The organism is Anaerobacillus alkaliphilus, from assembly GCF_004116265.1.
Lineage (GTDB): Bacteria > Bacillota > Bacilli > Bacillales > Anaerobacillaceae > Anaerobacillus > Anaerobacillus alkaliphilus.
This window is the reverse complement of the sequence record NZ_QOUX01000046.1, coordinates 175,523-200,729: the sequence shown is the minus strand read 5'-3', so window position 1 is coordinate 200,729 and position 25,207 is coordinate 175,523. Positions and strand designations below refer to the sequence as shown.

22 protein-coding genes and 1 rRNA gene are annotated in these 25,207 nt (G+C 37.4%); 19 read left to right on the top strand and 4 right to left on the bottom strand.

What is annotated here, in order from left to right; all coding sequences use genetic code 11:
• The first annotated feature begins 56 nt into the window (after window positions 1–56).
• The 8 genes from DS745_RS16180 to DS745_RS16145 all read left to right on the top strand — a co-directional run bounded on the left by DS745_RS16180 (window position 57) and on the right by DS745_RS16145 (window position 8,668).
• The gene (locus DS745_RS16180) at window positions 57–1,814 is read left to right on the top strand and encodes an ABC transporter transmembrane domain-containing protein (RefSeq protein WP_129079274.1); all 1,758 of its coding nucleotides are present in this window, start codon (window positions 57–59) and stop codon (window positions 1,812–1,814) included.
• Window positions 1,807–3,624, top strand: coding sequence for an ABC transporter ATP-binding protein (locus DS745_RS16175; protein ID WP_129079273.1), 1,818 nt, complete (start codon window positions 1,807–1,809; stop codon window positions 3,622–3,624). The genes DS745_RS16180 and DS745_RS16175 overlap by 8 nt, the downstream gene beginning before the upstream one ends.
• Before the next feature lie 235 nt (window positions 3,625–3,859).
• The gene (locus DS745_RS16170) at window positions 3,860–4,186 is read left to right on the top strand and encodes a metal-sensing transcriptional repressor (RefSeq protein ID WP_129080058.1); all 327 of its coding nucleotides are present in this window, start codon (window positions 3,860–3,862) and stop codon (window positions 4,184–4,186) included.
• 16 nt (window positions 4,187–4,202) lie between these two features.
• Entirely contained in the window at window positions 4,203–6,584 is a 2,382-nt protein-coding gene (locus tag DS745_RS16165; RefSeq protein WP_129079272.1) for a heavy metal translocating P-type ATPase, read from the top strand.
• A 26-nt stretch (window positions 6,585–6,610) separates the two neighbouring features.
• Window positions 6,611–6,817: a copper chaperone CopZ gene (gene copZ, locus DS745_RS16160; protein WP_129079271.1), complete on the top strand. Its 207-nt coding sequence runs from the start codon at window positions 6,611–6,613 to the stop codon at window positions 6,815–6,817.
• A 99-nt stretch (window positions 6,818–6,916) separates the two neighbouring features.
• On the top strand, window positions 6,917–7,480 hold the full coding sequence (locus DS745_RS16155) for a TlpA family protein disulfide reductase (RefSeq protein WP_129079270.1): 564 nt from the start codon (window positions 6,917–6,919) through the stop codon (window positions 7,478–7,480).
• Window positions 7,470–8,087 (top strand): hypothetical protein, encoded by a 618-nt coding sequence (locus DS745_RS16150; RefSeq protein ID WP_129079269.1) that lies wholly within the window; start codon window positions 7,470–7,472, stop codon window positions 8,085–8,087. The genes DS745_RS16155 and DS745_RS16150 overlap by 11 nt, the downstream gene beginning before the upstream one ends.
• Window positions 8,088–8,158: 71 nt before the next feature.
• Window positions 8,159–8,668 (top strand): CcdC family protein, encoded by a 510-nt coding sequence (locus tag DS745_RS16145; protein ID WP_129079268.1) that lies wholly within the window; start codon window positions 8,159–8,161, stop codon window positions 8,666–8,668.
• Window positions 8,669–8,734: 66 nt separating this feature from the next.
• Here the strand turns inward: DS745_RS16145 and DS745_RS16140 are convergent, their stop codons facing one another.
• A complete protein-coding gene (locus tag DS745_RS16140; protein WP_129079267.1) occupies window positions 8,735–9,160 on the bottom strand; it encodes a DUF2621 family protein in 426 nt (141 codons plus the stop codon).
• Between the two features lie 180 nt (window positions 9,161–9,340).
• Between DS745_RS16140 and megL the strand changes: the two genes are divergently transcribed.
• The 4 genes from megL to rrf all read left to right on the top strand — a co-directional run bounded on the left by megL (window position 9,341) and on the right by rrf (window position 12,283).
• Entirely contained in the window at window positions 9,341–10,534 is a 1,194-nt protein-coding gene (megL, locus tag DS745_RS16135) for a methionine gamma-lyase (RefSeq protein WP_129079266.1), read from the top strand.
• Between the two features lie 131 nt (window positions 10,535–10,665).
• Window positions 10,666–10,968, top strand: a complete 303-nt coding sequence (locus tag DS745_RS16130) for a hypothetical protein (protein WP_129079265.1) — start codon at window positions 10,666–10,668, stop codon at window positions 10,966–10,968.
• 45 nt (window positions 10,969–11,013) lie between these two features.
• Window positions 11,014–11,982: a TolB-like translocation protein gene (locus tag DS745_RS16125; protein WP_129079264.1), complete on the top strand. Its 969-nt coding sequence runs from the start codon at window positions 11,014–11,016 to the stop codon at window positions 11,980–11,982.
• Between the two features lie 184 nt (window positions 11,983–12,166).
• Window positions 12,167–12,283 (top strand): 5S ribosomal RNA (rrf, locus tag DS745_RS16120).
• Window positions 12,284–12,398: 115 nt separating this feature from the next.
• On the opposite strand, the gene DS745_RS16115 is transcribed toward rrf, so the two are convergent.
• Window positions 12,399–12,929, bottom strand: a complete 531-nt coding sequence (locus DS745_RS16115; RefSeq protein ID WP_129079263.1) for a YceI family protein — start codon at window positions 12,927–12,929, stop codon at window positions 12,399–12,401.
• Window positions 12,930–13,337: 408 nt separating this feature from the next.
• On the opposite strand from DS745_RS16115, the gene DS745_RS16110 reads away from it, so the two are divergent.
• On the top strand, window positions 13,338–14,039 hold the full coding sequence (locus DS745_RS16110; protein ID WP_129079262.1) for an HAD family hydrolase: 702 nt from the start codon (window positions 13,338–13,340) through the stop codon (window positions 14,037–14,039).
• 65 nt (window positions 14,040–14,104) lie between these two features.
• Window positions 14,105–14,383 (top strand): DUF1292 domain-containing protein, encoded by a 279-nt coding sequence (locus DS745_RS16105; RefSeq protein ID WP_129079261.1) that lies wholly within the window; start codon window positions 14,105–14,107, stop codon window positions 14,381–14,383.
• A gap of 220 nt (window positions 14,384–14,603) precedes the next feature.
• On the opposite strand, the gene DS745_RS16100 is transcribed toward DS745_RS16105, so the two are convergent.
• Both DS745_RS16100 and DS745_RS16095 read right to left on the bottom strand, forming a co-directional pair.
• A complete protein-coding gene (locus tag DS745_RS16100; RefSeq protein ID WP_129079260.1) occupies window positions 14,604–14,930 on the bottom strand; it encodes a hypothetical protein in 327 nt (108 codons plus the stop codon).
• A 53-nt stretch (window positions 14,931–14,983) separates the two neighbouring features.
• Window positions 14,984–15,577: a hypothetical protein gene (locus DS745_RS16095; RefSeq protein ID WP_129079259.1), complete on the bottom strand. Its 594-nt coding sequence runs from the start codon at window positions 15,575–15,577 to the stop codon at window positions 14,984–14,986.
• A 270-nt stretch (window positions 15,578–15,847) separates the two neighbouring features.
• Between DS745_RS16095 and DS745_RS16090 the strand changes: the two genes are divergently transcribed.
• The 5 genes from DS745_RS16090 (at window position 15,848) to DS745_RS16070 (ending at window position 25,150) form a co-directional block, all read left to right on the top strand.
• Window positions 15,848–17,182: a cytochrome ubiquinol oxidase subunit I gene (locus tag DS745_RS16090; protein WP_129079258.1), complete on the top strand. Its 1,335-nt coding sequence runs from the start codon at window positions 15,848–15,850 to the stop codon at window positions 17,180–17,182.
• 15 nt (window positions 17,183–17,197) lie between these two features.
• Complete coding sequence (locus tag DS745_RS16085) at window positions 17,198–18,226, top strand: cytochrome d ubiquinol oxidase subunit II (protein ID WP_129079257.1); 1,029 nt, start codon at window positions 17,198–17,200, stop codon at window positions 18,224–18,226.
• A gap of 30 nt (window positions 18,227–18,256) precedes the next feature.
• The gene (gene cydD, locus DS745_RS16080) at window positions 18,257–19,996 is read left to right on the top strand and encodes a thiol reductant ABC exporter subunit CydD (protein WP_129079256.1); all 1,740 of its coding nucleotides are present in this window, start codon (window positions 18,257–18,259) and stop codon (window positions 19,994–19,996) included.
• The gene (gene cydC, locus DS745_RS16075) at window positions 19,996–21,708 is read left to right on the top strand and encodes a thiol reductant ABC exporter subunit CydC (RefSeq protein WP_129079255.1); all 1,713 of its coding nucleotides are present in this window, start codon (window positions 19,996–19,998) and stop codon (window positions 21,706–21,708) included. The genes cydD and cydC overlap by 1 nt, the downstream gene beginning before the upstream one ends.
• A 370-nt stretch (window positions 21,709–22,078) precedes the next feature.
• The gene (locus DS745_RS16070; RefSeq protein WP_129079254.1) at window positions 22,079–25,150 is read left to right on the top strand and encodes a GNAT family N-acetyltransferase; all 3,072 of its coding nucleotides are present in this window, start codon (window positions 22,079–22,081) and stop codon (window positions 25,148–25,150) included.
• The last annotated feature ends 57 nt before the right edge of the window (window positions 25,151–25,207 follow it).

Below are 25,207 nucleotides of genomic sequence, written 5' to 3'. Positions count from 1 at the left end.
ATAAAATTAGGATGTTCTATGTGAAAAATAAAATTAATGAACACGAGGAGAGAAATATGAAAGTCTTTTTAGATTTAATGTGGTTCTTTAAGGAGGAGAAAAGGAAGTATATCTGGGGTATTCTCATGCTGGCATTTGTTTCCTTCCTTTCACTAATCCCCCCTTACATTGTTGGAGTCATTGTAGACCATATTGAAGGTAATACCTTGACGTCTTCGATATTATTTACTTGGGGTGGAGTCTTAGTAGGAGTTGCAGTAGCTGTTTATATTTTTCGTTATTTTTGGCGCATTATGATATTTGGTGCTTCTATTCGTCTAGCTAGGAAGCTTCGTAATCAGCTTTACGAGCATTTTACAAAAATGTCACCAAACTTTTATCACAAAAGACGAACAGGAGACCTTATGGCACATTCGACAAATGACATAAGGGCAATCGAGCAAACAGCTGGGGTTGGTGTTTTAACACTAGTAGACTCTTTATTAATGGGGAGTTTTGTTATTATTACCATGGCAGCAACAATCAGTTGGAAACTAACTCTAATTGCATTAATTCCAATGCCGATTATGGCAATTGCTACAAGTTATTATGGATCATTGCTTCATGAGCGATTTGGTAAAGCGCAGGCTGCTTTTTCAGGGTTGAATGATAAAGTTCAAGAGAGTATGTCTGGAATTCGTGTAATTAAGACGTTTGGCTATGAGAGTGATGATGTTGAGTCATTCAGAAGAAAATCAGAGGATGTAGTAAACAAAAATATTTCAGTTGCAAGAGTGGATGCTTTATTTGATCCGACGATTTCCCTAGTTGTTTCTATATCATATTTCTTAGCCATCTTTTTCGGAGCGAAGTACGTAGTTGCAGGCGATTTATCCATAGGAGAGTTAACGAGCTTTACGATTTACCTAGGTCTATTAATATGGCCAATGCTTGCTTTTGGCTGGCTCTTTAATATTGTCGAAAGAGGTCGTGCCTCATATAATCGCGTATCTTCATTATTAAGTGTTAATGCTGATATTACAGATGTAAACGAGCCACTTGAACAACAACCTGTAGGTGATATTCAATATAAAATTAATAGTTTTGCATATTCGGATAAAGAGACTGTTCTCAAAAATGTTGATTTTAGCTTAGTAAAAGGTGAAACCCTTGGTGTTGTAGGTCGTACTGGTAGTGGGAAAACTACTTTGATGAAATTGTTCATGCGACAATTTGACATTGCAGATGGAGGTATCTATTTCTCAAAACGAGATATTAAAGATTATTCACTAGATGCGCTGCGTAAATCAATAGGGTATGTGCCTCAAGATCATTTTCTCTTTTCCGCAACGATAGCCGATAATATCGCCTTTGCAAAACCTAATGCATCTATGTCAGATATTATTGAAGCGGCGAAGTTGGCTTCTATTCACCATGATATTGTTCAACTTCCTGATGGTTATGAAACGATCGTTGGGGAACGTGGGGTTACCCTTTCTGGTGGACAAAAACAAAGAATCTCGATTGCAAGGGCACTTATCGCGAATCCAGAAGTGCTAATTTTAGATGATAGCTTATCAGCAGTAGATGCAAAAACAGAAGAAGCGATTCTAGATGCATTACGAGAGTTACGTCACGGTAAGACGACAATGATTACGGCCCACCGCTTAAGTGCGATCAAACATGCAAATGTTATTATCGTGTTAGAAGGCGGAGAAATCATTCAAAGAGGAACTCATGAGGAGTTAATGGCTGTTGACGGGTGGTATAAGGAAATGTACGAAAAACAAAAGCTAGAAACATTAGTAGAGCAAGGAGGCTCAAACGATGAGTGAAAAAAATAAACAATCATTATTATTTGAGCCTATGAATCAGAAAACTGTTTTTAAAAGGCTACTGGGGTATACGAAACCACATTTACGTTGGCTGACATTCGCCTTTGTTTTGCTATTGCTTGGGACTGGTGCTCAAATCTTAGGTCCAATTTTAGTAAAGATATTTATTGATGATTATTTAACGCCGAGAATCTTTGATTTCCAACCTTTATTTTGGTTAGGAGCGGGGTACCTAGCCTTACACTTTGCTAGTGTGGCTATTACCTACGTCCAATTATTTCTCTTTCAAAAAATAGCGCTGCAAATTATTCAACAAATTAGAATTGATGTTTTTGAAAAAGTACAAAATTTAGGTTTAGCGTTTTTTGATAAGTTCCCAACGGGTGGATTAGTTTCGCGTATAACGAATGACACTGAAACAATTAAAGAACTCTATGTTAATGTTTTGTCAAACTATGTACAAAATTTTATTTTCCTAATTGGCGTATTTGTGGCAATGTTCTACTTAAATGTTAGATTAGCACTTTTTTGTTTATTCATTTTGCCAATTCTATTAGTATTGATGCAAGCGTATCGACGGTTAAGCTCGAAGTTTTATGCTGAAATGAGTGAAAAACTTAGTCAATTAAATGCTAAAATTAATGAGTCAATTCAAGGTATGACCGTCGTCCAAATTTTCCGTCAAGAAAAACGATTACGAAAAGAGTTTGAAACGATCAATGATGAGCATCAAAAAGCTTGGTTAAAAAGTATCAAACTTGATGGCTTATTACTGAGACCAGCTGTTGATTTTGTTTCTATTATGGCTTTGATCCTTGTGCTTAGCTTTTTTGGGGTTACATCATTTAATAGTCCGGTAGAGATTGGTGTGCTTTACGCATTCATAAACTACTTAGACCGTTTTTTTGAGCCTGTAAACCAGATGATGATGCGTTTATCAATTTTTCAACAAGCGCTTGTTTCAGCTAGTCGTGTGTTTCGACTATTAGATCATGATGAAATTTCTCCAGAGAAAAAAGGCCAGGGTTCACCGAAAATTGAGAAGGGTGAAGTTGAATTCCGAAATGTGAGTTTTTCTTATGATGGGAAACATCAAGTATTGAAAAACATTTCCTTCACCGCAAAGAAGGGTGAGACAGTTGCCCTTGTAGGTCATACAGGGAGCGGAAAAAGTTCAATTATTAACTTATTGATGCGTTTTTATCCAGGAGTACAGGGAGATATTCTGATTGATGGGGTATCTATTGATGCGTATGAGAATGAGGAAATTCGTAAGAAAATGGGCCTCGTTCTTCAAGATCCGTTTCTATTTGTTGGTAGTATTGAAGATAATATCCGATTTTATAATAAAGAGTTATTAAAACAGAACATTGTTGATGCAGCACAATTTGTTCATGCCCATCCGTTTATAGAAAATCTCCCCGGGGGGTATGATGCTAAAATTGGTGAGCGTGGCTCGACCTTATCAAGTGGACAACGTCAGTTACTGTCTTTTGCAAGAACAATTGCATTAAATCCTAGCATTCTAGTTCTTGATGAAGCGACAGCAAACGTTGATACGGAAACTGAAGGTGAAATTCAAAAGGCACTTGAAAAAATGCGTCAAGGCAGAACAACCATTGCTATTGCACATCGACTATCTACAATACAAGATGCCGACCAAATCTTAGTTTTACATCAAGGTGAGATCGTTGAAAGAGGCAATCACCAAGAATTAATTAAACAAGGTGGTTTATACCACAAGATGTATCTACTTCAACAAGGAGATCCAGAAGAGATTGAATCGGTAACAACATCTGAATTAGCGTAATAGGAAAGGCTCTTTTCGTAAACATTGTGGCTTTTTACCCAAAATAATCGAAAAAATACCCTAGATGAAGGTATCAGCCAATAAATTATGTAAGAAAAGAGCAAATTTACGAAAGCAACAAACTTTGCGAAAACAGCCATAGGAATAAGACACGGCGATGTCACAATTGCTGTGTCTTTTTTGTTGACACGGAATACCATGTGGGGGTATGGTATATGTAAGAGGTGATGATGACATGGAAAAAGATATTTTAAATATACCCCTTCATCCAGAAAAGAGCCCTGCAGTGAGACGAAGAGAAGAAGAAAAACAACAACTTATCAACCGTCTGAAACGTGTCGAGGGGCAGGTAAGAGGAATTCAAAAGATGGTTGAGGAAGATCGTTATTGTGTCGATGTTCTTGTTCAAGTATCTGCAGTATCAGCAGCGTTAAAGAAGGTTGGCTACACCTTACTAGAGCATCATACAAGAGGATGTGTGTCTCAAGCTGTTGCCGATGGAGAAGGTGACGAAGCAATCGAAGAATTGATGAAAGTTATTCAGCAATTCTCTAAATCATAGAAAAAAGGTGATCGAAATGGGTGAAAAAAACGTACAATTGAATATTGGAGGTATGACGTGTGCGGCTTGTTCTTCCCGTATAGAAAGAGTGCTTAATAAACAAGAAGGTGTTTCTGCTTCTGTAAATTTAGCAATGGAAAAAGCTGCAATAAGATATGACTCTAGTCAAACTTCACTAAAAGAAATTGAAGGTAAAATTGAAAAATTAGGCTTTGAAGTGAGAAAAGCGAAGCTCGAGTTAGATGTCAAAGGAATGACTTGTGCAGCTTGTTCTGCAAGAATCGAAAAAGTTGTAAATAAATTAGAAGGTGTCCATCAAGCTACTGTAAATTTACCACTAGAGCGAGGAACTATTGAATACGTCGAGGGGGTAATTTCAGAAGAAGAAATTATTCAGCGTATCGAGAAAATAGGCTTTCAAGCTTCGGTAAGGAAAGAAAATAAAGAAGAGCCCTCAAAAGATCAAGAAGTCGCCAGACAAAAACGAATGTTTATCATTGCTCTCATTTTCTCTTTACCATTGTTTGTAACGATGGTTGACCATTTCTATCCAGAGCAAATGTTGTTGCCTCACTGGTTTATGAATGGGTATTTACAATGGGTGCTAGCAACACCAGTTCAATTTTATGCTGGTTTACAGTTCTATAAAGGAGCCTACAAGTCTCTTAGAGGTGGTAGTGCAAACATGGATGTTCTAGTAGCAATGGGAACATCGGCCGCCTATTTCTATTCGGTATGGTTAACTCTCCAAGGTGAAGTATACTTGTTTTTCGAGACAAGTGCCGTAATTATTACGTTAATATTGCTTGGGAAGTTATTAGAAGCTAGAGCAAAAGGCCGCACTTCAGAAGCAATCAAGAAGCTAATGGGCTTGCAAGCCAAAAAAGCGATCGTCATTCGTGATGGTATTGAAAGCGAAATTGCGATTGAAGACGTTCGAATTGGTGATGTCGTTGTTGTTAAACCAGGCGAAAAAATACCGGTTGATGGTATCGTCGTAGAAGGTCATACTACAATTGATGAGTCAATGCTTACTGGTGAAAGTATTCCCGTTGATAAAAGTATCGACGATGAAGTCATCGGTGCAACCATTAATAAGCATGGATCATTTAAGTTTAAGGCTACTAAAGTTGGGAAAGAAACAACCTTAGCTCAAATCATCAAAGTAGTTGAAGAAGCCCAAGGTTCAAAAGCACCAATTCAACGCTTAGTTGATATCATTTCCGGTTATTTCGTTCCGGTTGCAGTGTTAATTGCGGTTATTTCCTTTGTTATTTGGTATTTTATTCTTGGAGCAAGCTTCCAGGAAGCGCTCATTAATTTCACTGCTGTCTTAGTCATTGCTTGCCCTTGCGCTCTAGGATTAGCGACACCAACATCAATTATGGTTGGTACAGGACGAGGCGCAGAAAATGGTATTTTGTATAAGGGTGGTGAGCATTTAGAAAGAGCTCACAAAACAGATACAGTAGTTCTAGATAAAACAGGAACGATTACAAAGGGCGAGCCAGAATTAACAGATGTAATTGCGGTTGAAGGTTGGGCTCAAGACCAACTACTACAATTAGCGGCGTCTATTGAAAAAGGCTCAGAGCATCCTCTTGGTCAAGCCATTGTAAAAGCAGCTAAAGAACAGGAAGTTCCCCTTAATAATGTTGAAAACTTTGAGGCTATTCCTGGTCATGGCTTAAAAGCTGTCTACGAGGGTAAGGAAGTCTTTATAGGTACTCGGAAACTGCTACGTGAAAATAATATTGAATTCCAAAGTCTAGAAGCTGAAATGACAAGGTTAGAGTCTGATGGAAAAACAGCGATGCTTATAAGCGTGGATAGCCAACTAGTGGGCGTGATAGCTGTTGCTGACCAAGTCAAAGAAAGCTCTAAGGAAGCAGTCCAACAGTTAAAGAAGATGGGCTATACTGTCATTATGCTTACTGGGGACAACAACCGTACAGCAAAAGCAATTGCCAAACAAGTTGATATTGACCATGTTTTTTCGGAAGTATTACCAGATGAAAAAGCATTTAAAATTAAAGAACTAAAAGATCAAGGCAAAAAGGTAATTATGGTAGGTGATGGTATTAATGATGCCCCGGCACTTGCCCTTGCTGACATCGGAATGGCGATTGGTACAGGTACAGATGTCGCGATGGAAGCTGCAGATATTACACTTATGCGTGGAGATCTACGGTCTATCCCAGAGGCAATTAAATTAAGTAGAGCAACAATGCGAAATATTAAGCAAAACTTGTTCTGGGCATTTATTTATAATTCAATTGGCTTACCGATTGCTGCGGCTGGTTTGCTTGCACCTTGGATAGCAGGAGCTGCTATGGCATTTAGTTCTGTTTCAGTAGTTAGTAACTCTTTACGTTTAAAACGCGTAAAAATTAAATAAAAAATTAGGTTAGGGAGTTGTAAATAATGGTAGAAGTAACTATTTCAGTTGAAGGTATGAGTTGTGGTCATTGTAAGGCTGCAGTAGAAGGGGCTTTATCGAAACTTGATGGAGTAGCAAAGGCTGAAGTGAACTTAGCGGCTAAAAATGTAACAGTTCAATACGAGAATGGTAAGGTTACAGAAGATGCTTTAAAAAATGAAATTGAAGAAGCTGGATACGATGTCGTATAATATCTGCTAAGAAGAAGGAGGTTGAAAAACCTCTTTCTTTTTATATGTGAAAATACCCCGTGTGGTTTGGAAGTGCGCGGTGCTGAAAGGTGTGTTAGAGTGCTCGGCAAACGAATTCTTATAATTGTAAACGTAGTTGTTGTTGTTTTTTTCTTGTGGATGGGCCAAAAACAGTCTACTTATAAATTTGATGATAGAATCGCAACGATTCCTTTAGTTGGTTATCAAGCTCCTTCATTTACATTAGAAACGTTTGATGGAACTACACTTACTTATGATGTAGATCTCCTTGGAAAACCTATCTTCATTAATTTTTGGGCATCATGGTGTCCACCTTGTAAAGCCGAGATGCCCGATTTAGTGGAAGTGGCAAATACATTCGGTACTGAAATTACCTTTATTGGGATTAATGTAGCTACTCAAGATACGCTTCATAAGAGTAAAGAGTTCATAGAACAATATCACGTACCATACGAGAACTTAGTAGACGATAAAGGGGTCGTGTCAAGATTGTATCAAGTACCACCGATTCCAACCTCGATTGTGATCGATAAAGATGGAACGATTGTCTATCGTAAAGTTGGTGGGATGACGAAGTCCGAAATACGTGCTGCCGTTCAAAAAGGTGTAGAAGGGGGAGTGTGGGTAAATAATGTTAAATGAATTGGATGGAATTCAATTGGGACCTATTTTCCTTTCTTTTCGTATCCTGGGCATTGGACTAGGAGTATTGGGAGCCTATTGTTTCTTTGTGCTTGTGACAAAGCGCGCATTTCCTGAGGGTAGTCACAAAATCGTAAATGTACTTCAAACTAGTGGGTTACTATTTTTAGTAATATTTAAATTAGCCCCGTTACTTTTCCAGCCTTCTTATTTGTTTCAACCGTCAAAACTTCTTATTTATTCTGGCGGTCCATACGCCATAGAACTAGCAATGTTAGGTTCGATTAGTTATTTTGGGTATTTTTTCATTAAGGAAAAGTGGTCGTTCAAACTTATCGATTTCCTATCTATCGCGATTTATCTATATTTAATTATTCATAATCTTACTATTAAAGAATATGGTCTTGCGACACCGTTTGAATTTGGTTACATAAATAACGATGTTTTATATCATCCAGTTAACCTATATTTTTTATTGTATTATAGTTTGTTCTTGGTTACTTTCGTTTCGTTATTCATTAGGCAAAGACCGGGAGTTTTAACAATATCTTTGGCAGCCGGCTTTCTTTTCATTCAATCAATAATTCAACCTTTTGTCTTATCTTAAACAAATATTAAATAAGGTCTTGTGTTATAATGAACAATATTAGTGTTTTGGTAAGGGGGTCCAGCGTTCATATGACATATTTAGCGACTGGAGTGGCTATTTTTATGGCCTTTATGGCCTTTTTTATCCGTATGAAGGCAGCTAAAAAACCTGCAACTATAAAGAAAATTATTTTGCCGCCCATGTTCATGTCAACGGGCTTCTTCATGTTCTTATATGAACCAGTTAGAATTAGTTCTCTCCAAGTACTAGAAGCTCTAGCGGTTGGTTTACTTTTCTCTATTTTTCTTGTAAAGACCTCTAAATTTGAAATTAGAGATGAACATATTTATTTTAAAAAATCAAAATCATTTTTATTTATTTTATTGGGTCTGTTAGTTATCCGTCTGGTACTTAAGTACATTTTAGGTTTTCATATTGATCCATTGCATTTAAGCGGTATGTTCTTCATTGTTGCTTATGGAATGATTGTTCCGTGGAGAATTTCAATGTTCCTAGGATTTAAAAAGTTACAGAAGAAATTAGCAGAGAACCAGAAACTAAACCACATAGCTATAGACCCTGTAACTGCTCAAAAATAATAAAAAGAAAAACCAGTCACCAGGAGAGTAGACTTTGCGTTTCTCTCCCTAGGTGACTGGTTTTTCTTATAGATATTGCTGATATGTGGATTTGTCGATATTTTTTTCGGTAAGTTTTTTTACTAGGAATTTATGATCTCGTTTTGGTGTAGCTAAGCAATAGCCTTTAATAATATGATCACGAGTAATTTCACTAGCTTCATCTTCTAAAGCTACTTCACCAATTTTCCCTTTGATTTTGTCTCTAGCAACATCACGAAATAAAACCGGAACAGGTTCTACTAACTCTTCTAAAAATGCTTTCCCTTCCAGATTCCATAAGTGTTGCGTCTTTTCAATATAGTAATCTTGCCAATCCAATATTGATTTACCATCTTCTTTGGGCATTTTCTTTAAAAATTTACGGAACATAAAGTACCCACCAATAGAGATCAGCACAAAAATAAAAATTGACCATAAAAATATAAACCACATGAAAAATTCGTTAGGCATTTAAGTCACCTCTAAGTAATTTACATAACAGAAGTATTGTAGCATAAAAATAACTAGGTTGTATATTTTCTCTAGAGTAAAGAGAGGTTTCTAGTACTATTGTACTAAAAGAAAGCGTTTCCATTTTCCTTCTTTCTGGAATATGGTATATATAAAGTGAGAGAAAGAGGAGGAGATTAAATGGAGAGAAAATACAAACAATTTGAAACGAGGGTTATTCACACTGGTTATGATTCGAAAGAACATTTAGGAAGCTTATCAGCACCAATCTATCAAACTTCAACGTTTACGTTTGAAACTGCGGAGCAGGGTGAAAGATTTTTTGCTGGTGAAGAAAAAGGCTATATCTATTCTAGGTTAGGTAATCCTACAGTGAGCGTTTTACAGGAGAAAATGGCAGAGTTAGAAGAAGGAGAAGCTTGTCTTGCATTCGGTTCCGGAATGGCTGCTATCTCAGCTGTGTTACTCTCACTAACAAAGACAAATGATCATGTCCTTGTGTCACAAGGTGTTTACGGATGTACCTATGGCTTATTGAAGCTAATGGAAGAAAAATATAACATTACCCATGATTTTTGTTTTATGGAAACTAGCGAACAAATAAGATCTCTTATTAAACCAGAAACAACTTGTATTTATATCGAAACTCCAATTAATCCAACCATGAAAATGATTGATATTGAGATGGTTACTAATATTGCTAGAGAATACTCTATCCCTGTTGTCGTTGACAATACGTTTTGTTCTCCTTATCTACAAAAACCGTTACAGCTCGGTTGTGACGTAGTGGTTCATAGTGCCACTAAATATATATGCGGTCATGGAGACGTCGTAGCAGGTCTAGCGATTGGTAGTCAAGAACTAATGAGCAAAATAGCGATGACGACACAAAAGGATATTGGAGGTATTCTAGCTCCTTTTGATGCGTGGTTACTAATTCGTGGACTTAAAACACTGCCAATTCGTATGGACAGACACTGTGAAAATACTATGAAACTAGTAGAGTGGATGAAGAAGCATCCAGCAATTAAAGATGTCTATTATCCTGGCGACACCAGTCATCCAGATTATGAAATTATGAAAAAACAGATGAAATATGGTGGTGGACTATTCTCCTTTGAAATAAACGGCTCAAAACAAGATGTACAAAATTTCTTAAATCATTTAAAAATGATTAAAATTGCTGTTAGCTTAGGGGATGCAGAAACTCTAGTTCAACATCCAGCAACAATGACACATTCCGTTATTCCAGAAGATGTAAGGTTATCAATGGGAATTACAGACCAGTTAATTCGTTTATCAGTAGGACTAGAATCCTGGGAAGATATTCGGGATGACTTACAACAAGGTCTAGATCATTTAACAATCGATTAATAACAAAAGCGATGTAGCTTACCTACCAATAGCTACATCGCTTTTTTTTCAAATTGAAATATTAATTAAGTATATTTGTTTGAATTTTCTAATATTTATTTAGATAAGAATGTAGGGAAAGAGGGGAGAAAATGGCCAAATTTAAAATTGAGCATGTGAAGGAAATTGTCTCTGATATTGAAGAAATCCAAAATACTGCAATGAAGCATTTGTGGAATGAAACGCAGCAATCTGAGGATGTTCGTCAATTGCTTCATGTAATTGATGATCTAGCACGAGTGGCTGGTATGTTTGGAGAAACAATCATCGAACAACTCAAAGGCGAAATTGTAAATACAGACCCCCAAACCTATATTGAGCAAAAGCTATCTGGAGCGTATTTTCAGATGAAAAGATTTGAACAAAGTAATATCGAGGAGGAGACGCCGAGTTAGAAGGTGTCTTTTTTTCTAATAGATATTTGGAAGGAGTGAAATTTTATGCGAGTAAATATAGAAGAAACAGAACTCATTGCTTATACATCTGGATATTACGGTAGTTTTGATATATATGTATTAGACGTATTGAATGGAGAGAATGTTCGGCTTACGTACGAGCTAGCAGACTATTTTACTGTACCGTATTGGTGCAAAGAAAGTTCTAAGATCGCTTTTGTGGGTAAGGATCTGTTTCTCTATGTTGTAGACATTACCTCTAAAGAAATCATCAGGATCGACCAATTAGTAATAGGGGAGGAACACAGCCTAAGCTGGTCCTATAAAGGTGATAGATTAGCATATACAAAACAAAATCAAATAATGATTTATAACACTGCAACACATAAAATGCATAAGATTATTGAAAGAAGCCCCACGAATGTTCAATGGTTTCCGGATGACACGACTCTTCTCTATCAATCCTCTGCATTAACTGGTACAAGTCAGTTGTTTCGGATAAGTATTGATCAAACAAGTATCCAACAACTAACTATTAATGAAGGAGGAACATTGACAGATGTTCGACTTTCACCTGATGGACAATTTGTTATATATAGGAAAGTAATGATTAGTTCATCAGCCATTTTTTCAATGGATATATTATCAGGACAGGTTTATGAAATAGAAGGTAGCTCACAAGATAGAAGTTATTTTCCAGAATGGTCATTAGACTCAAAAAAGATTGCCTATAGTCAGACGAGTGGATTTTGGAATGGGTACTCTTCTTCTATAAGAACAGTAGGCAGGCATGGCGAAAATGATCAAGGGTGGGTTACTACAGATTGTTATGCTTCTCCAATTACGTGGTCACCAGATAGTAAAAAACTCGTCTATCTTTCTGGCTGTAAGAGTGGTTATCTCGCGAGTGAGATGTGGTATATTGATTTAATAAAGCCAATCCCTCTAAACTTGATTAGTGGCAGGTTTATTACATCTGTTAAATGGTCGCCTACTAAGTTACTTAGATGTTGAGTATTCTAGTGTAATAATTGAGTCGAATTTTCACTTCGAAAGGATGTTGACTTTGTTTTGTATTTTGTTATGAGGAACATCCTGTCGTTGAGACAAACTATCTAAGTAACTACGAAAACAAGTTATTGTAAAGGTGTGAATTATTGAAGAATAATAGTTCTCCTACCATTAACAATTGAATAAATCTAGTAACGATAGCGAAGAGGCCACACTCGTTCCCATGTCGAACACGATCGTTAAGCTCTTCAGCGCTGATGGTAAGTTGGGGGTTTCCCCCTGTGAGAGTAGGACGTTGCTAGGTAAAGAAAAAACACATTCCAAGGGGATGTGTTTCTTCTTCTCTGTATATAAATAAAAACCTTAATTAAGGCATATAAAACAAAAGCATCCAAGAAAGGATGCCTCGTTTATAAATATTAAGCTTTTGCTGCTTGAATTTCTAATGAAATTTTAATTTGATCTCCAACAAGTACACCGCCTGTTTCTAATGCTGCATTCCATGTTAAACCATAGTCACTACGTTTGATTTTTCCGTTAACTGTAAAGCCGACTTTCTCATTGCCCCAAGGGTCTTTTCCAGATCCTTCGTATGTTACAACAAATGTTTCTTTATTAGTTGTATCACGGATAGTTAGGTCACCAGTTACTTGATATTCACCATCACCGTTGCTAACAATTTCAGTTGCCTTAAAAGTTAATGCAGGGTAGTTTTCTACATCAAAGAAATCTGCTGAACGTAAGTGGTTATCACGATCCTCATTTCGTGTATCAATGCTAGCTGTATCGATACTAAAAGAGATATCTCCTGTAGTTAGATCATTTGGGTCAGCATCAATTTCTGCGTTAAAGTTGTTAAAAGTTCCTTTTACGTTTGCAATCATCATGTGTTTTACTGAAAATTCTACACCACTATGTGCTGTATCAAGTGCCCATTTTGTTTTTGTCATTTTAAAAATCCCCCTTAAATAATAAATCTTAAATTCAAGATAACTTAATTCAAGATAATTATATAAGGTTAATCTAAAAATAGCAACTACTATTTCTTATTTTAAGAAATTAGTTTTTTTACCTGAGTGAATTTCATAATTACCAAAAACGATCCACCCAAAACCATATATAGTTGCGAAAAGTTTAGCGAAACTAGATATGGTATCTTCGTGGCGAGATTTTGGAATTATGAAATTCATTAACCTAGTTAAGATATCCTTTATTTATGCAATCAACCTATACTGTTTACGTTAGTTTAAAAAAACAGCCCTCGAATTGAAATGTTGTTCTATTAAAATGTAATAAATGAGTATGGTATTATAAGGTGTAGCCTTTGGCAACTAAATAAAACAACTGGAGAAAATCTCATGGTACAAACAACAGAAATAAAGAGAGCTGTTTTTTTTGATCTAGATGATACTATTTATGATCAACTGCAACCATTTAACGATGCAATTAAATTTCTAGAGGAGTTTCCGGAGGACTTAAAGTATGAAGACATCTTCAAACGTTCTCGACAGTTCAGTGATATACTTTGGAACCAATATTGTAATGATGTAATTACATTAGAAGAACTAAGGGTCAATAGACTAGTTCTTGCCTTCAATGAATTCGGACATGAGCTAACGTCGCACCAAGCGTTGCAAATTCAAGAACACTATGAGAGTAGGCAAGGGCATATACAAGTTATTGATGGCTTTCTTGAGGCTTTTCATACCTTAAGAGAGAATGGTTACATGGTTGGACTGATTACTAATGGTCCAGTTGAACATCAGTGGAAAAAGATAAAGTCTCTAGAACTTGATAAGTACATACCTGAAGAGTTAATTTTTGTTTCAGATGCAGTCGGGATCGCAAAACCTGATCCGAATATCTTTATTCATGTAACTAGTACTCTTAAAATAAAACCAGAGCATTGTTATTATGTAGGGGACTCATGGAGAAATGATGTAGTACCACCGATTAAGGCTGGCTGGAATAGTATTTGGTTTAATTATCGCCAACGAAAGCCTGAAACAAACGATCAGCCATTCAAGACGATCTATAGTTTTAAAGAATTTAGTATTTAATTAACGTAAAAGTTGTTTTTTGGATTGAGTAAGAGGATATACTACTGTCATTAGGAGGGATAAACATGGCTGTTGAAATTGGTGAAGAGTTGCTTTTTGGTGATGAAGGTAGTGAGGAAAAGTATGAAGTTATTTATACTTGTGAGTTAAATGATAAGCACTATTTACTAGCTGCCTTAAGCGAGGAATTAAATAGGGAAGAAACTGAACCTGAAATTATAGGATTTACGTATACCGAAGACGAAGAGGGTACACTCTTTTACGATGAGATTGATGAAAATGAGTGGCCAGAAGTGGAAGCTAAATTTAATTCATACCTAGAGGAGTTAGAACAAGAAGAATAAACAAAGAAGGGAATCCATTTACATGGGTTCCTTTCTTGTTATATAAAAAACCTTTTCGTTAGACGAAATAAAATACAAAGAAGAGGTTTAAAATTGCAAAAGTAGAAGACCAAAAGCCACAAGAAAAGGTATCATAATATCAAATGTTAGACAGCCATAATCGTGGCTGTTTTTTTACAAAAAAAAGGAATCCTACTAACAGATTCCTTCTAAAAGTAATTTACTTATTTAGTTGATCTTCACTTACGATAATCTGATAATCATCTATTTGTAACGTATATGCTGCATCTCTACAACGATAGATGACTTTGTTTTCATCTTTATTTTCTTCTAGTTTACTCTCTGGGTAATGAACAATTAAGATATCATCATGAAATTCATAAGGGAGTGGTATCGATGAAATGGCTTCCTCGAGTATGGTAAGTCCACTTTCGACGAACTCTCCTTGTTCATCTGTTTCACGGTAAATTTTTTCTGTTTTAACAATTTCAGCTTCTTTTAGCTCGTCCTGAAAATGCGCAATAATTTTATCGCCAATCTTGTACAATCGATCATCATTCCCTTCAAAAATTTGAACTATATATTTCAGTCATATTTCAGTTAATTTTTACTACCTTCAACCTCAAGGTAATTTAATACCGATTGAACATCAGTTTGCAGGTTCATACCAAATGATTGTAAGGCTTTTCGATGTTGTTTAACAAAGGTTTTCACTTCTTGATAAATAAGTGTATTCCATTTCTTTAATTGACTTTTTCTTTGCTCATCTAACTGATCTTCAACTGATAGACAGATAAATGATCGACACGTGGTATTTTTATAGTTCCCAGGAAGTCCACAGCCTTTTTGTGGTTCAAAGAACTGGCATACCGAGTATTGAAGGCGAATGTCTGCTTTTTCTATGTGAGAAAGATGATTAAGGCTAAGTTGATCAAACTGCGGATGTACATTAGCATGAATAATAATTTCGTAAGGCTTAATCGTAGCTGCTTTGTGGTTATAGATTGTATTTATAAAGTACTCTCTATTTCCATCTTTAATCATCTGATAAATTTCAAATAAACCTAAAACAGGACTATAGCTACAGCAACCCGCATGAATGAATGTTGGATTTGCTGGTAGAAAATATGGATCTCTACAATGGAGACAAGCATTGGTTAAAATTTGTTTATAGTTAGTATCAAATGTAATCATGGTATCACCTACTTGAATTTCTACTATAAAGTAAAATTGTTGAGATGTACAGGTATTTCATAGATATATGAGATCAAAAATGAATATCGGTCAATGGTACAGGCTGGGCTTAAAAGGTTATATAAAAGACTTTTTGAGTTCAGCCTTTTTCTATTTGTACCTTTTTTACTTGTTGGACCATTCGTTATTTCATTTTTTTTACAAGCTTGTATAATTCAACCTCTTTTAAAGACAATAAAGTTAGAACATGAGTGTGAGAGGAAGGTTAGAATGGATAACGTTTTATTAGCGAGGACACTTTTTGGTTCGTCTCTAGCATTTCATATTATCTTTGCTACTTTGGGAGTTGGACTGACGTTTCTAATTTTACTGGCAGAAGTTCTTCGAGTAGTAACGAAGGACAACGATTATGCAATATTAGCTAAGCGTTGGACAAAGGGGGTTGCGATTTTACTAGGTGTAGCAATTCCCTCGGGGACAATTGTTGGGGTTATGCTCTCTTTATTATGGCCAGGGTTCATTGAGGTCGTTGGACAAGTGATTGCGTTACCATTTGCGATTGAGATCTTTGCTTTTTTTCTTGAGGCTTTATTTTTATCAATTTATGTTTACGCGGCAGACCGCCTTTCGCAGACGATGCGGTTAATTAGCGTCTTTTTCGTTGCTCTTGGCGCAACAGCATCAGCGGTATTAATTACAAATGTTCAGGCTTGGATGAATACACCTAGGGGTTTTGACTTTGTTGATGGACAATTTGTTAATATCCAGCCATGGCAAGCGGTCCTAAATCCTGCTTTTAGTTATACCGCTAAGCATGTGGTAAGTAGCGCTTACATGGCGACGGCTTTTGTCGTTGTTTCCGTAGCGGCATATCGTTTGTTAAAAGGAAATCTGAAAGAAAAAGAGGAGAGGTATTACCGGAAAGGGTTAATGCTTGCCCTGATCTTTGGTGCGGCAACGGCATTATGGACAGGAACCAGTGGTCATAGCTCCGCGGTTGGATTGCACAATAACACTCCTGTAAAACTAGCAGCAGCAGAAGGGTTGTTTGAAACTCAATCAAATGCTCCGCTAGCAATTTTCGGAATTCCTGATCCAGAAGCAAATCGTGTTGTTGGTGGTTTGGAACTCCCAGGTCTACTTAGTTGGCTCGCAACTGGTTCAACTGATGGAGTTGTGATTGGATTAAATGAGTTTCCGCGCGACGAGTGGCCGCCACTGTTTGTGCACACGCTCTTTAATATTATGGTTGGAATAGGGTCATTATTAATTGCAGTATCATTTGGAGCGATAGCTTACCGGCTAATTTTTCGAAAGAAACCTTATCCGCAATGGCTATTAGCTGTACTACTTATCAGTGGGCCGCTTGCGATGATTGGGTTGGAAACAGGCTGGATTTTTGCTTGTATTGGCAGACAGCCGTGGACAATTATTGGATTTCAGCGAACGGCAGAGGCTGCGACACAATCAGGAAATCTAGGGTTTATTTTTGTTCTATTTATTAGTTTATATTTGTTCTTGTTAGTGCTTACAGGGCTTGTCATGAGGTTTTATTTTCAGCGCAATCCTTTATCAAAAGAATATGAAACGACAACGTCAGTCTAGATTGGGGGGATTTACTTGAATGAAGCATACATTGGGATCATGATTATTTGGCTGTTTTTGTTTCTATATGCGTTAGGTGGTGCGGTTGATTTTGGTACCGGTTTTTGGTCGATGTATTATTATGAAAAGAAAGATACGACAGCAGCCAATTTTGCAAATCTTTTTTTATCACCATCTTGGGAAGTAACGAATGTATTTCTTGTTTTGTTCGTTGTCGCTCTTGTCGGCTTTTTTCCCGGAGCTGCTTTTGCCATGGGTTCATTATTAATTGTACCTGTCAGCTTCGTCTTATTCCTATTAACAATCCGAAGTGCTTTTATGGTCTATTCGTATACGGTAAGAAAATATGTAAAGTTGCTTCGTTATGTTTCAGGAATAACTGGCTTATTAATTCCAGCATTGATGCTTAGTGTCTTGCCAATTATTATCGGTGGATTTTTTGAAGTTGTTGGCGATCGACACTACATCTTATACAATGAACTGCTGACAAGCCCTACGTTATACGCTCATATAGGTTTCGGTTTAGCGAGCCAATTGTTTTTATCTTCCCTATTTTTAAGTGACTATGCTAGTGAAGCGAATTCAATGGAAACGTATGAAGTGTACCGAAAAAATGCTATTATCTTTGGGCCAATTATGTTGAGTTTTGCCGTAGCGGCAACATTAACATTAATACCACAAGCAATGTGGATGGTTGAGAATATGGCACGTGAGTGGGAATTGTTTGCCTTGAGTATGTTTGCTTACACAATCGGATATAGTGCGCTCTGGTGGCCATCGAAAAAAGGTCGAATTGGTCAGCCACGTGTGGCCTTTGTCTTAATTATCGGTCAATATGCGCTTGCAAGTTTGGCTTACGGTTCGGCACATATGCCTTATCTTGTATATCCGTATCTAACCATATATGATGCTTTGACGAATTTGACAATGTTTTATTCGCTTACCATTGGTTATGCGATTGGAATGGCCATCTTATTGCCGTTGTTTATATGGTTTTGGCGCTTATTTCTTAAAGATAAACGGTATTTGTCTAGTGAAAAATAATTTGTATTTTACAAGGGCAGGAGAATTGTCATGAAGCAGCTGAAAGAAATGGTTCAAAAACAAAAAAAGTCTCGGCATCTACTTTTGTTCACTTCGATTGCTAGTGGAATTGTTATTGTTGCTCAAGCATATTTTATAGTGTCCACTGTCGATGCCCTTTTTCTACAAGCTGCAACGCTACTTGAGGTTATCCCATTTTTGCTTGGACTTCTACTAGCCTTTTCGGCTCGGGCTAGTCTCACGTATGCAACTGGCCGAATTGGTCTCCATATGGCGGTCGTAGCAAAAAGAGAATTTCGGAACAATCTTTTGTTATATTATCGAAACTACCCATTGCAAGCTTCACGCGAAGGGCTAGCAGGGAAGAGGGTTAGCGTCATTTTAGATTGTGTCGATGAAATCGATCCCTACTTTAGTACATATTATCCTCAACGCATCGTAACCAGTATTGTTCCATTAATCGTACTAGCTACGGTCTTTTGGTACAATTGGATTTCGGCAACGATACTTCTCGTGACTGCTCCTTTTATTCCGCTTTTAATGATCTTAATCGGACGTTCTTCAAAAAAGAAAGCAGAAGAGCAGATGGAGAAACTCACACTTTTTTCAGGGAAGTTTCTTGATATTCTCCAAGGCTTAGTGACATTAAAGTTTTTCGGTAAGGCCAAAGAACAGCACCAGGAGATCTATGACAGTAGTATTCGGTATCGCGAGGCAACGATGGAGGTGTTAAAAATCGCCTTCGTCTCCTCATTGATGCTAGAGTTTATTTCCATGCTAGGGATTGCCTTAATTGCCTTAGAATTAGGTCTGCGGCTGGTTGTTTTTCAGCAACTAACATTTTTCACTGCTTTCTTTGTGCTCTTACTTGCTCCAGAATTTTATGCAACTTTTAAAGAGTTAGGTAGTGCTTTTCACGCAGGACGTGGCAGTATGGGGGCAGCCGAAAAAATTGTTGATGAACTTAAGCAAGGAAGTAAGGTGGTAGAGTGGGGAGAGTTGGAGCTCGAAAGCAAAATACCACCTAAAATAGCACTTGAGGATGTTTCTTTTCGTTATTCAGAAACTTCTTTTTCGCTAGAAGGGGTCCATGCCACAGTTGAGCCATTCACGAATGCTGCCATTGTAGGGAAGACTGGTGCGGGAAAAACAACGCTCCTTCACATGCTTGCAGGTCTTTTTTCTCCAGAGAGCGGGAAAATTTTGATAAATGACAGACCACTTTTTGCTTACAAGGAAGAAAGTTGGTTTGATCAGTTTAGCTATATTTCTCAGCAACCATTTTTGTTTTCAGGAACGATCGAAGAAAACATTCTTATAGGGATGAAACAAGGACAGTTATCAAAAGACGAATGGGAAAGTGTAATCAAAAAGGCAGGTTTGAAAGAGTTAATTGAAACGCTTGACGATCGGGAAAAGACATTAGTAGGTGAAGGTGGAAGAGGATTATCAGGGGGAGAGAAGCAACGAATTGCCTTAGCAAGAGCCTTAGTAAAAAAGCCTTCGGTTATATTCTTTGATGAACCGACAGCAGGTCTTGACCTTCGAACAGAACATGTATTACAGCAGTCCCTTGAAGAATTAGCCAAAACAGCAACGGTGATTACCGTTGCCCACCGACTTCACACAATTCAACACGCCGATCAACTTTTGTTTTTAGAAGAAGGTCGCTTAATAGCAACAGGTACACATCAGAAGCTTTTAAACAGCTGCGCTACCTATCGGAACATGTTTGAAATTCAAAGGAATGGGAAGGAGGCTACCGGGTAATGGAGCTTCGAACGGTTATCAAGCTGATCATGAGTGAAAAAAGAGATCTCCTGCTTTCGATTTTGTTTGGGTTTTTAGCAGCGATTTCTTCTGTAGCTTTATTTGCAGATAGCGGCTACCTGATATCGAAGGCGGCTCTGCTTCCCCCGTTATATGTGCTGACAATGACTATTGCATTTTTAAAGCTATTTAGTGTCATGAGAGCGCTCAGCCGCTATGCTGAACGTTATTTTTCACATCGGGCGACGTTCACGATTTTAAGTAGATTACGAACCTATTTCTTTAATAAACTTGAGCCGCATGCCGCAACAATTTTTCATAACTATAGAAGTGGCGATTTACTTGCTCGGATTGTTGGCGATGTAGAAAGTTTGCAACACTTTTTCTTACGAGTCTACTATCCTCCGGTTGTGATGGTAGCGGTATTTTTGGTGACACTCGTATTTACGTTGCTATTTTCACCCGCAATAACCTTGGTCCTTTTTTCGGGACTAATTGTGACGGGCTTTCTCCTTCCTTTCTTTTTTGCTCAGCTTCAAAAGCAGAAGAAAACAATCGTCCGTGAAGTACGAGGCCGGCTTTCTACAGAAACTACCGAGCTGATGCAAGGTTTTCTAGACTTAAAGCTGTATCAAAAGCTTCAAGAAAGGGAAGATCAATTAGTGCGAACTGCAAATTCGTATCTAGCTTGTCAAGCAGCAAGTAGTAAAAAGGCTTTGACGAGCCAAGCACTTCAACAATGGGTCGCGTTGTTTACTACATGGCTCGTAGTATGTTTAGGTGCTATTTTCATACTCGAACAGAAGCTTGATCCTGTATTTCTAGCGATGCTCGTGTTAATTGGATTGACGGTCTTTGAAACAGCAACTCCAATGGCTGTGTTTCCGATTCATTTTGTTGATAGTAAGACAGCTGCCAGTCGGCTTTTTTCAGTCGTCAATGAAAAGGAGAATTCTAAGGATAGTAATAACAGCATTGAAACAGATACTATCCCTTCAATTGAAGTAAAGAACTTGTCGTATCAATTTCCGGGTTCAAGCCGGCCTACGTTAAAGAATGTCAATTGTACAATTCCAGCTGGCTCAAAAACAGCACTAGTTGGCCCTAGTGGCTCAGGGAAATCAACTTTTTTAGGGATTTTATTAAAATTTTATGACGATTATCAGGGCGAGATTAGGATCGCAGGCCAGCAGTTTTCGAAGCTAGATGAAGAAGTACTCTGGAAAGCGGTAAATCCTGTTTTGCAGAGCAATCACTACTTCTATGGAACTGTAAGGGAGAACTTGCAGATTGCTAAAGAGAGCGCGTCAGACGGGGAAATGAAAACAGTGCTAGCAAAAGTGTACTTGGATAATTTGTCCCTAGATTCGCTTATCTTAGAAAAAGGAGAAAATCTTTCAGGTGGAGAAAAACAGCGCCTTGCCCTCGCAAGAGCGATGTTGAAAGGCTCACATTTATGGCTATTGGACGAGCCAACTTCTTCACTTGATGCAATTACTGAAAAACAAATTATAGATGAGATTTTTACAGAATATGCCGATGATACAATGGTTTTTGTCAGCCATCGTTTATATGGACTAGAGAAATTTGATCAAATCCTTGTGATGGAAGCAGGAGAAATCATTGAAGCCGGTACATATGAGCAATTAATGAATAAGAAAGGCTATTTCTATGAATTAAAGCAAATTGAAAGTCGCTTGTTTTATGCATAGAGAGGAGCTGAGTGCTTAACGGTTCTTTCTCTTGTTGTTTTTATTTATCACAATCAACTTTCTAATCGGGAGAGCTTGTACATTCAAGCTCTCCTTTATTGATTACTATAAAAGGAAAAACTGGACAATCTATCGCATTAGGAAGAAACAATAACAACTGGGTCCCTATTATTCTAGCAATTCCATAGACACTCTTACTTAGAAAAATATCTTTACATATATTTCAGATAATTTTAGAATTAAATAGGTAGTAAATATTACCAAAAATATTGAAAGGAGAGATGATGATGAAAATAGTCATTAATGGATGGGAACAAGTAATTAAATTAAGTGAGGTTAGACACATAAAAACGTAGTGTAGGAGGAAGTTATGGAAACTTTCGAGCAAGTAAAAATTGTAGAGTACCATGAAGGTCTAGCAAAAGGGATCGCTAAGATGTGGAATGAGAGCCGTGAAAATTGGGGTGGAGATTCCGTTGTTATGACAGAAGAAGAGGTAAAAGAAAAAGAAGCCAATTCTACGAATCTTCATTTATTTTTGGCTGTAGTTGAAGAAGAGGTAGTTGGCTATTGTGGACTTTCAGAATATCGTGAAGATACAGGGGCGCTGTATATACCATTATTAAATGTTCACCCTGCTTACCAAGGTTTAAAAATAGGGAAGCAACTTGTGTTAAAAGCAGTTGAAAAAACAATTGAGTTAAATTGGCCTAGATTAGATTTATTTACGTGGGCTGGAAATACGAAGGCTGTACCTTTATATAAAAAATGTGGCTTTTTCTGGGAAGACAGAGAAAATACAACGCATTTAATGAATTTTATCCCGATGGTACTTCAAATTGAATGGTTAAAGCCTTTCTTTGAAAAACATGATTGGTATTCAACGAGTCAACGTGTAATTGAGGTTAAGCCTGACGGTATTAAAGAAAACGATCATACCTTTTATGAATATGTATGGGAAGCAGGAGAAGAGTTTGTCCGAATTCAAATTGAACGAACTGGAAGGGCAATTCGACTGATTGAAACTCATGATATGTTAGTAGAAATGAAGCTACCAGCATTTAAACTCTTAGAGAATAAAGAACATAGTGTCTCTTACCGAGTCGTCAATAAAACACATATACCGCTTGAGGTGTCAATCTCGGGGATTTCCTCGGAACTTATAGATCACGATTTCAATGAAATAGTTGTTATCAATGAGGAGTGGAGAGGAGAGTATCCTGTTAGATTGAAAATGCCTAGCAGTGAGCCAAGTCCTTGGAAAACGCATCCAGTTGTTTCGGCAAACCTCGTGATTAATGGCCACCAAATCCCAGTCAAAATGGGGGTGTTCCCCAAAAAAGCAGGAAAGATCCACTTACGTTCAATAAAAACAAATTGGCGTTACGGGGAAAATGGTACATTACATCTAGATTTAGAGAGTCAATTAGAGGAAGATACAACGTGGACGGTGAAACTTCCAGAAAATAAGGTTGTAAAGTGGGGCCAGTCTTTAGTAGAAGCAAAACACAAAGGCAATACACGTGTATCAATCCCGTTGTCTATTACATTATTACAGAATGATTTCCTTGCTGGAGATTTAGTAGTCAAAGTCGAGCGCGATACGGGAGAGTCTTTTACTTTTACTAGTCGATTAGCGTTAGCATTCCCGGGTTATGGAGCAAGATTTGGTGGTGAAACAGAGGAATATTGGTATGGTTATATTGGTTCTTTTTATGTCAGAATTGAAAAAAGAAATCATCATGTTACTATTGGATCACTCAGATCAAACCAAGAGCCAGTCCCATTATTTACTCCGAAATTAGGCAAACCGTTTAGTGAGGAGTTCTCAAAGAAGGAAGCGAGTTTGGTTGAGTACATCGACGCACAGGAAGCATTTATAGTAAAAACTTCTTTACAATCGGATACATTTGCACCGTTAATACTAAATACATCATACAAAATTTATGGGGATGGGTTGGTAGAAATCTACCACGACATAACAAACGAAGGAAACGAAAGTAAACAAGAAATATTCCTTCGACAACCTTTAAATCTTCAACTCTACGGTTTAAGTATTCCACAAAAAGATGGAGTCATGACTAACAGAGAAGCATCCTTACCATTTCTAGATTATATTCGTGATAAAGATATTTCGGAAAGGTGGCTCTTTACGTCCTTCAAAGGAGAAACGAAAGCTATAAGCTGGCCTGAAGAAGCAGTTGGAGGCAAAGATGATTGGCGTTTTGGAATTGAGTACTCAGTAAACGAAATTGAACCAATGAGCGCTGTTCAATTTGGTCCAATTCAAGTAGGTCTTAATACAGCTTCTACCTGGCAAGAGTGGCGAGAGTTTGTACTTGGGGAGGAAGCAAAAACGATTCATGAAACGCCAACTTACACATTGAAGTCTGAAAATGATAATTTCGTTACAACTGTAGGGAAAGAAGTTGACTATACTTTTCAAACGCTGCTTACCCCATACCTAAATGGAAAGTTAACCTTACATTATGAGGGAGACACTATAGTTACAGAGGTTCACAAAGAAGACGCAGTAACTAAAATGAATGTAAGCATTACCCATGATACGCCCGGATTTAAATTTATTTCAGGAAACTACTCATCTATTGGGCAGCACGGGGAAATTCAAACTTGTCAAATTGTGAAAGGCTTGGGAGAAGTTTCGTTGAAAAATGATGATCAAATATGGACAGTAGATAATAATGTACTAACGTTTAGAGCTTCATCTTCTTATTATCCGAATATCTATTCCTTAACGTATAAAGGGAAAGAAGTATTTGACCATCAATATCCAAACGCAGGTCCTAAAGCATGGTGGAACCCATGGGGTGGTGGATTACAATTCAAGTTTTCAAGTGTAAGCCATCGCACTTTGTTTAAAGAAAAAACACTAATTGAACCGGTTCAAAAGCTCGATCAGTACGGAAACAGCTGGTCAGGTATTTGTTTAACAACAAAGATTACCGATCACGAAACGATGAATGATGTTGTCCTCAGACAATTTGCATTAACATTACCAGAAGTACCTGTGTTAGCGTCTTATGCGGAAATTGACCAAGGATCTCGCCGTACGTTTACCAAAGAAGTACTAGAACTGAATGCCTTCTTTAAACCTGCGGAAAGTTTAGCTTCATGCTTTGCTGAGGTACCAACGGAGGGTATAATTAAAACCTATTATGCTGGTGTCGAGGAAATCTTACAGGATACATCCTTTGTAACAATTGGATCTGATGAAAGAAGAGAAAAAATAACGGTCATCCATCCAAGCATAAGAAAGATGTCAGAAGTTTATATGAACCATGAAGTCCTGGCTGTAGCTTCTGGTCAGTACTGGTCAGCTTCATCTGGTAACCTAACTACCGTTCAACCGACTTTTATTGTTATCGGTGAGGAGTCAATCCATTTAACTGCCCAACAATTTCAAGATCTATCATTTAAATAGTCTGGTGTAAAAATTACGCATTAAAATTGACCTTACTTTACAGGATACCGTTTTCTT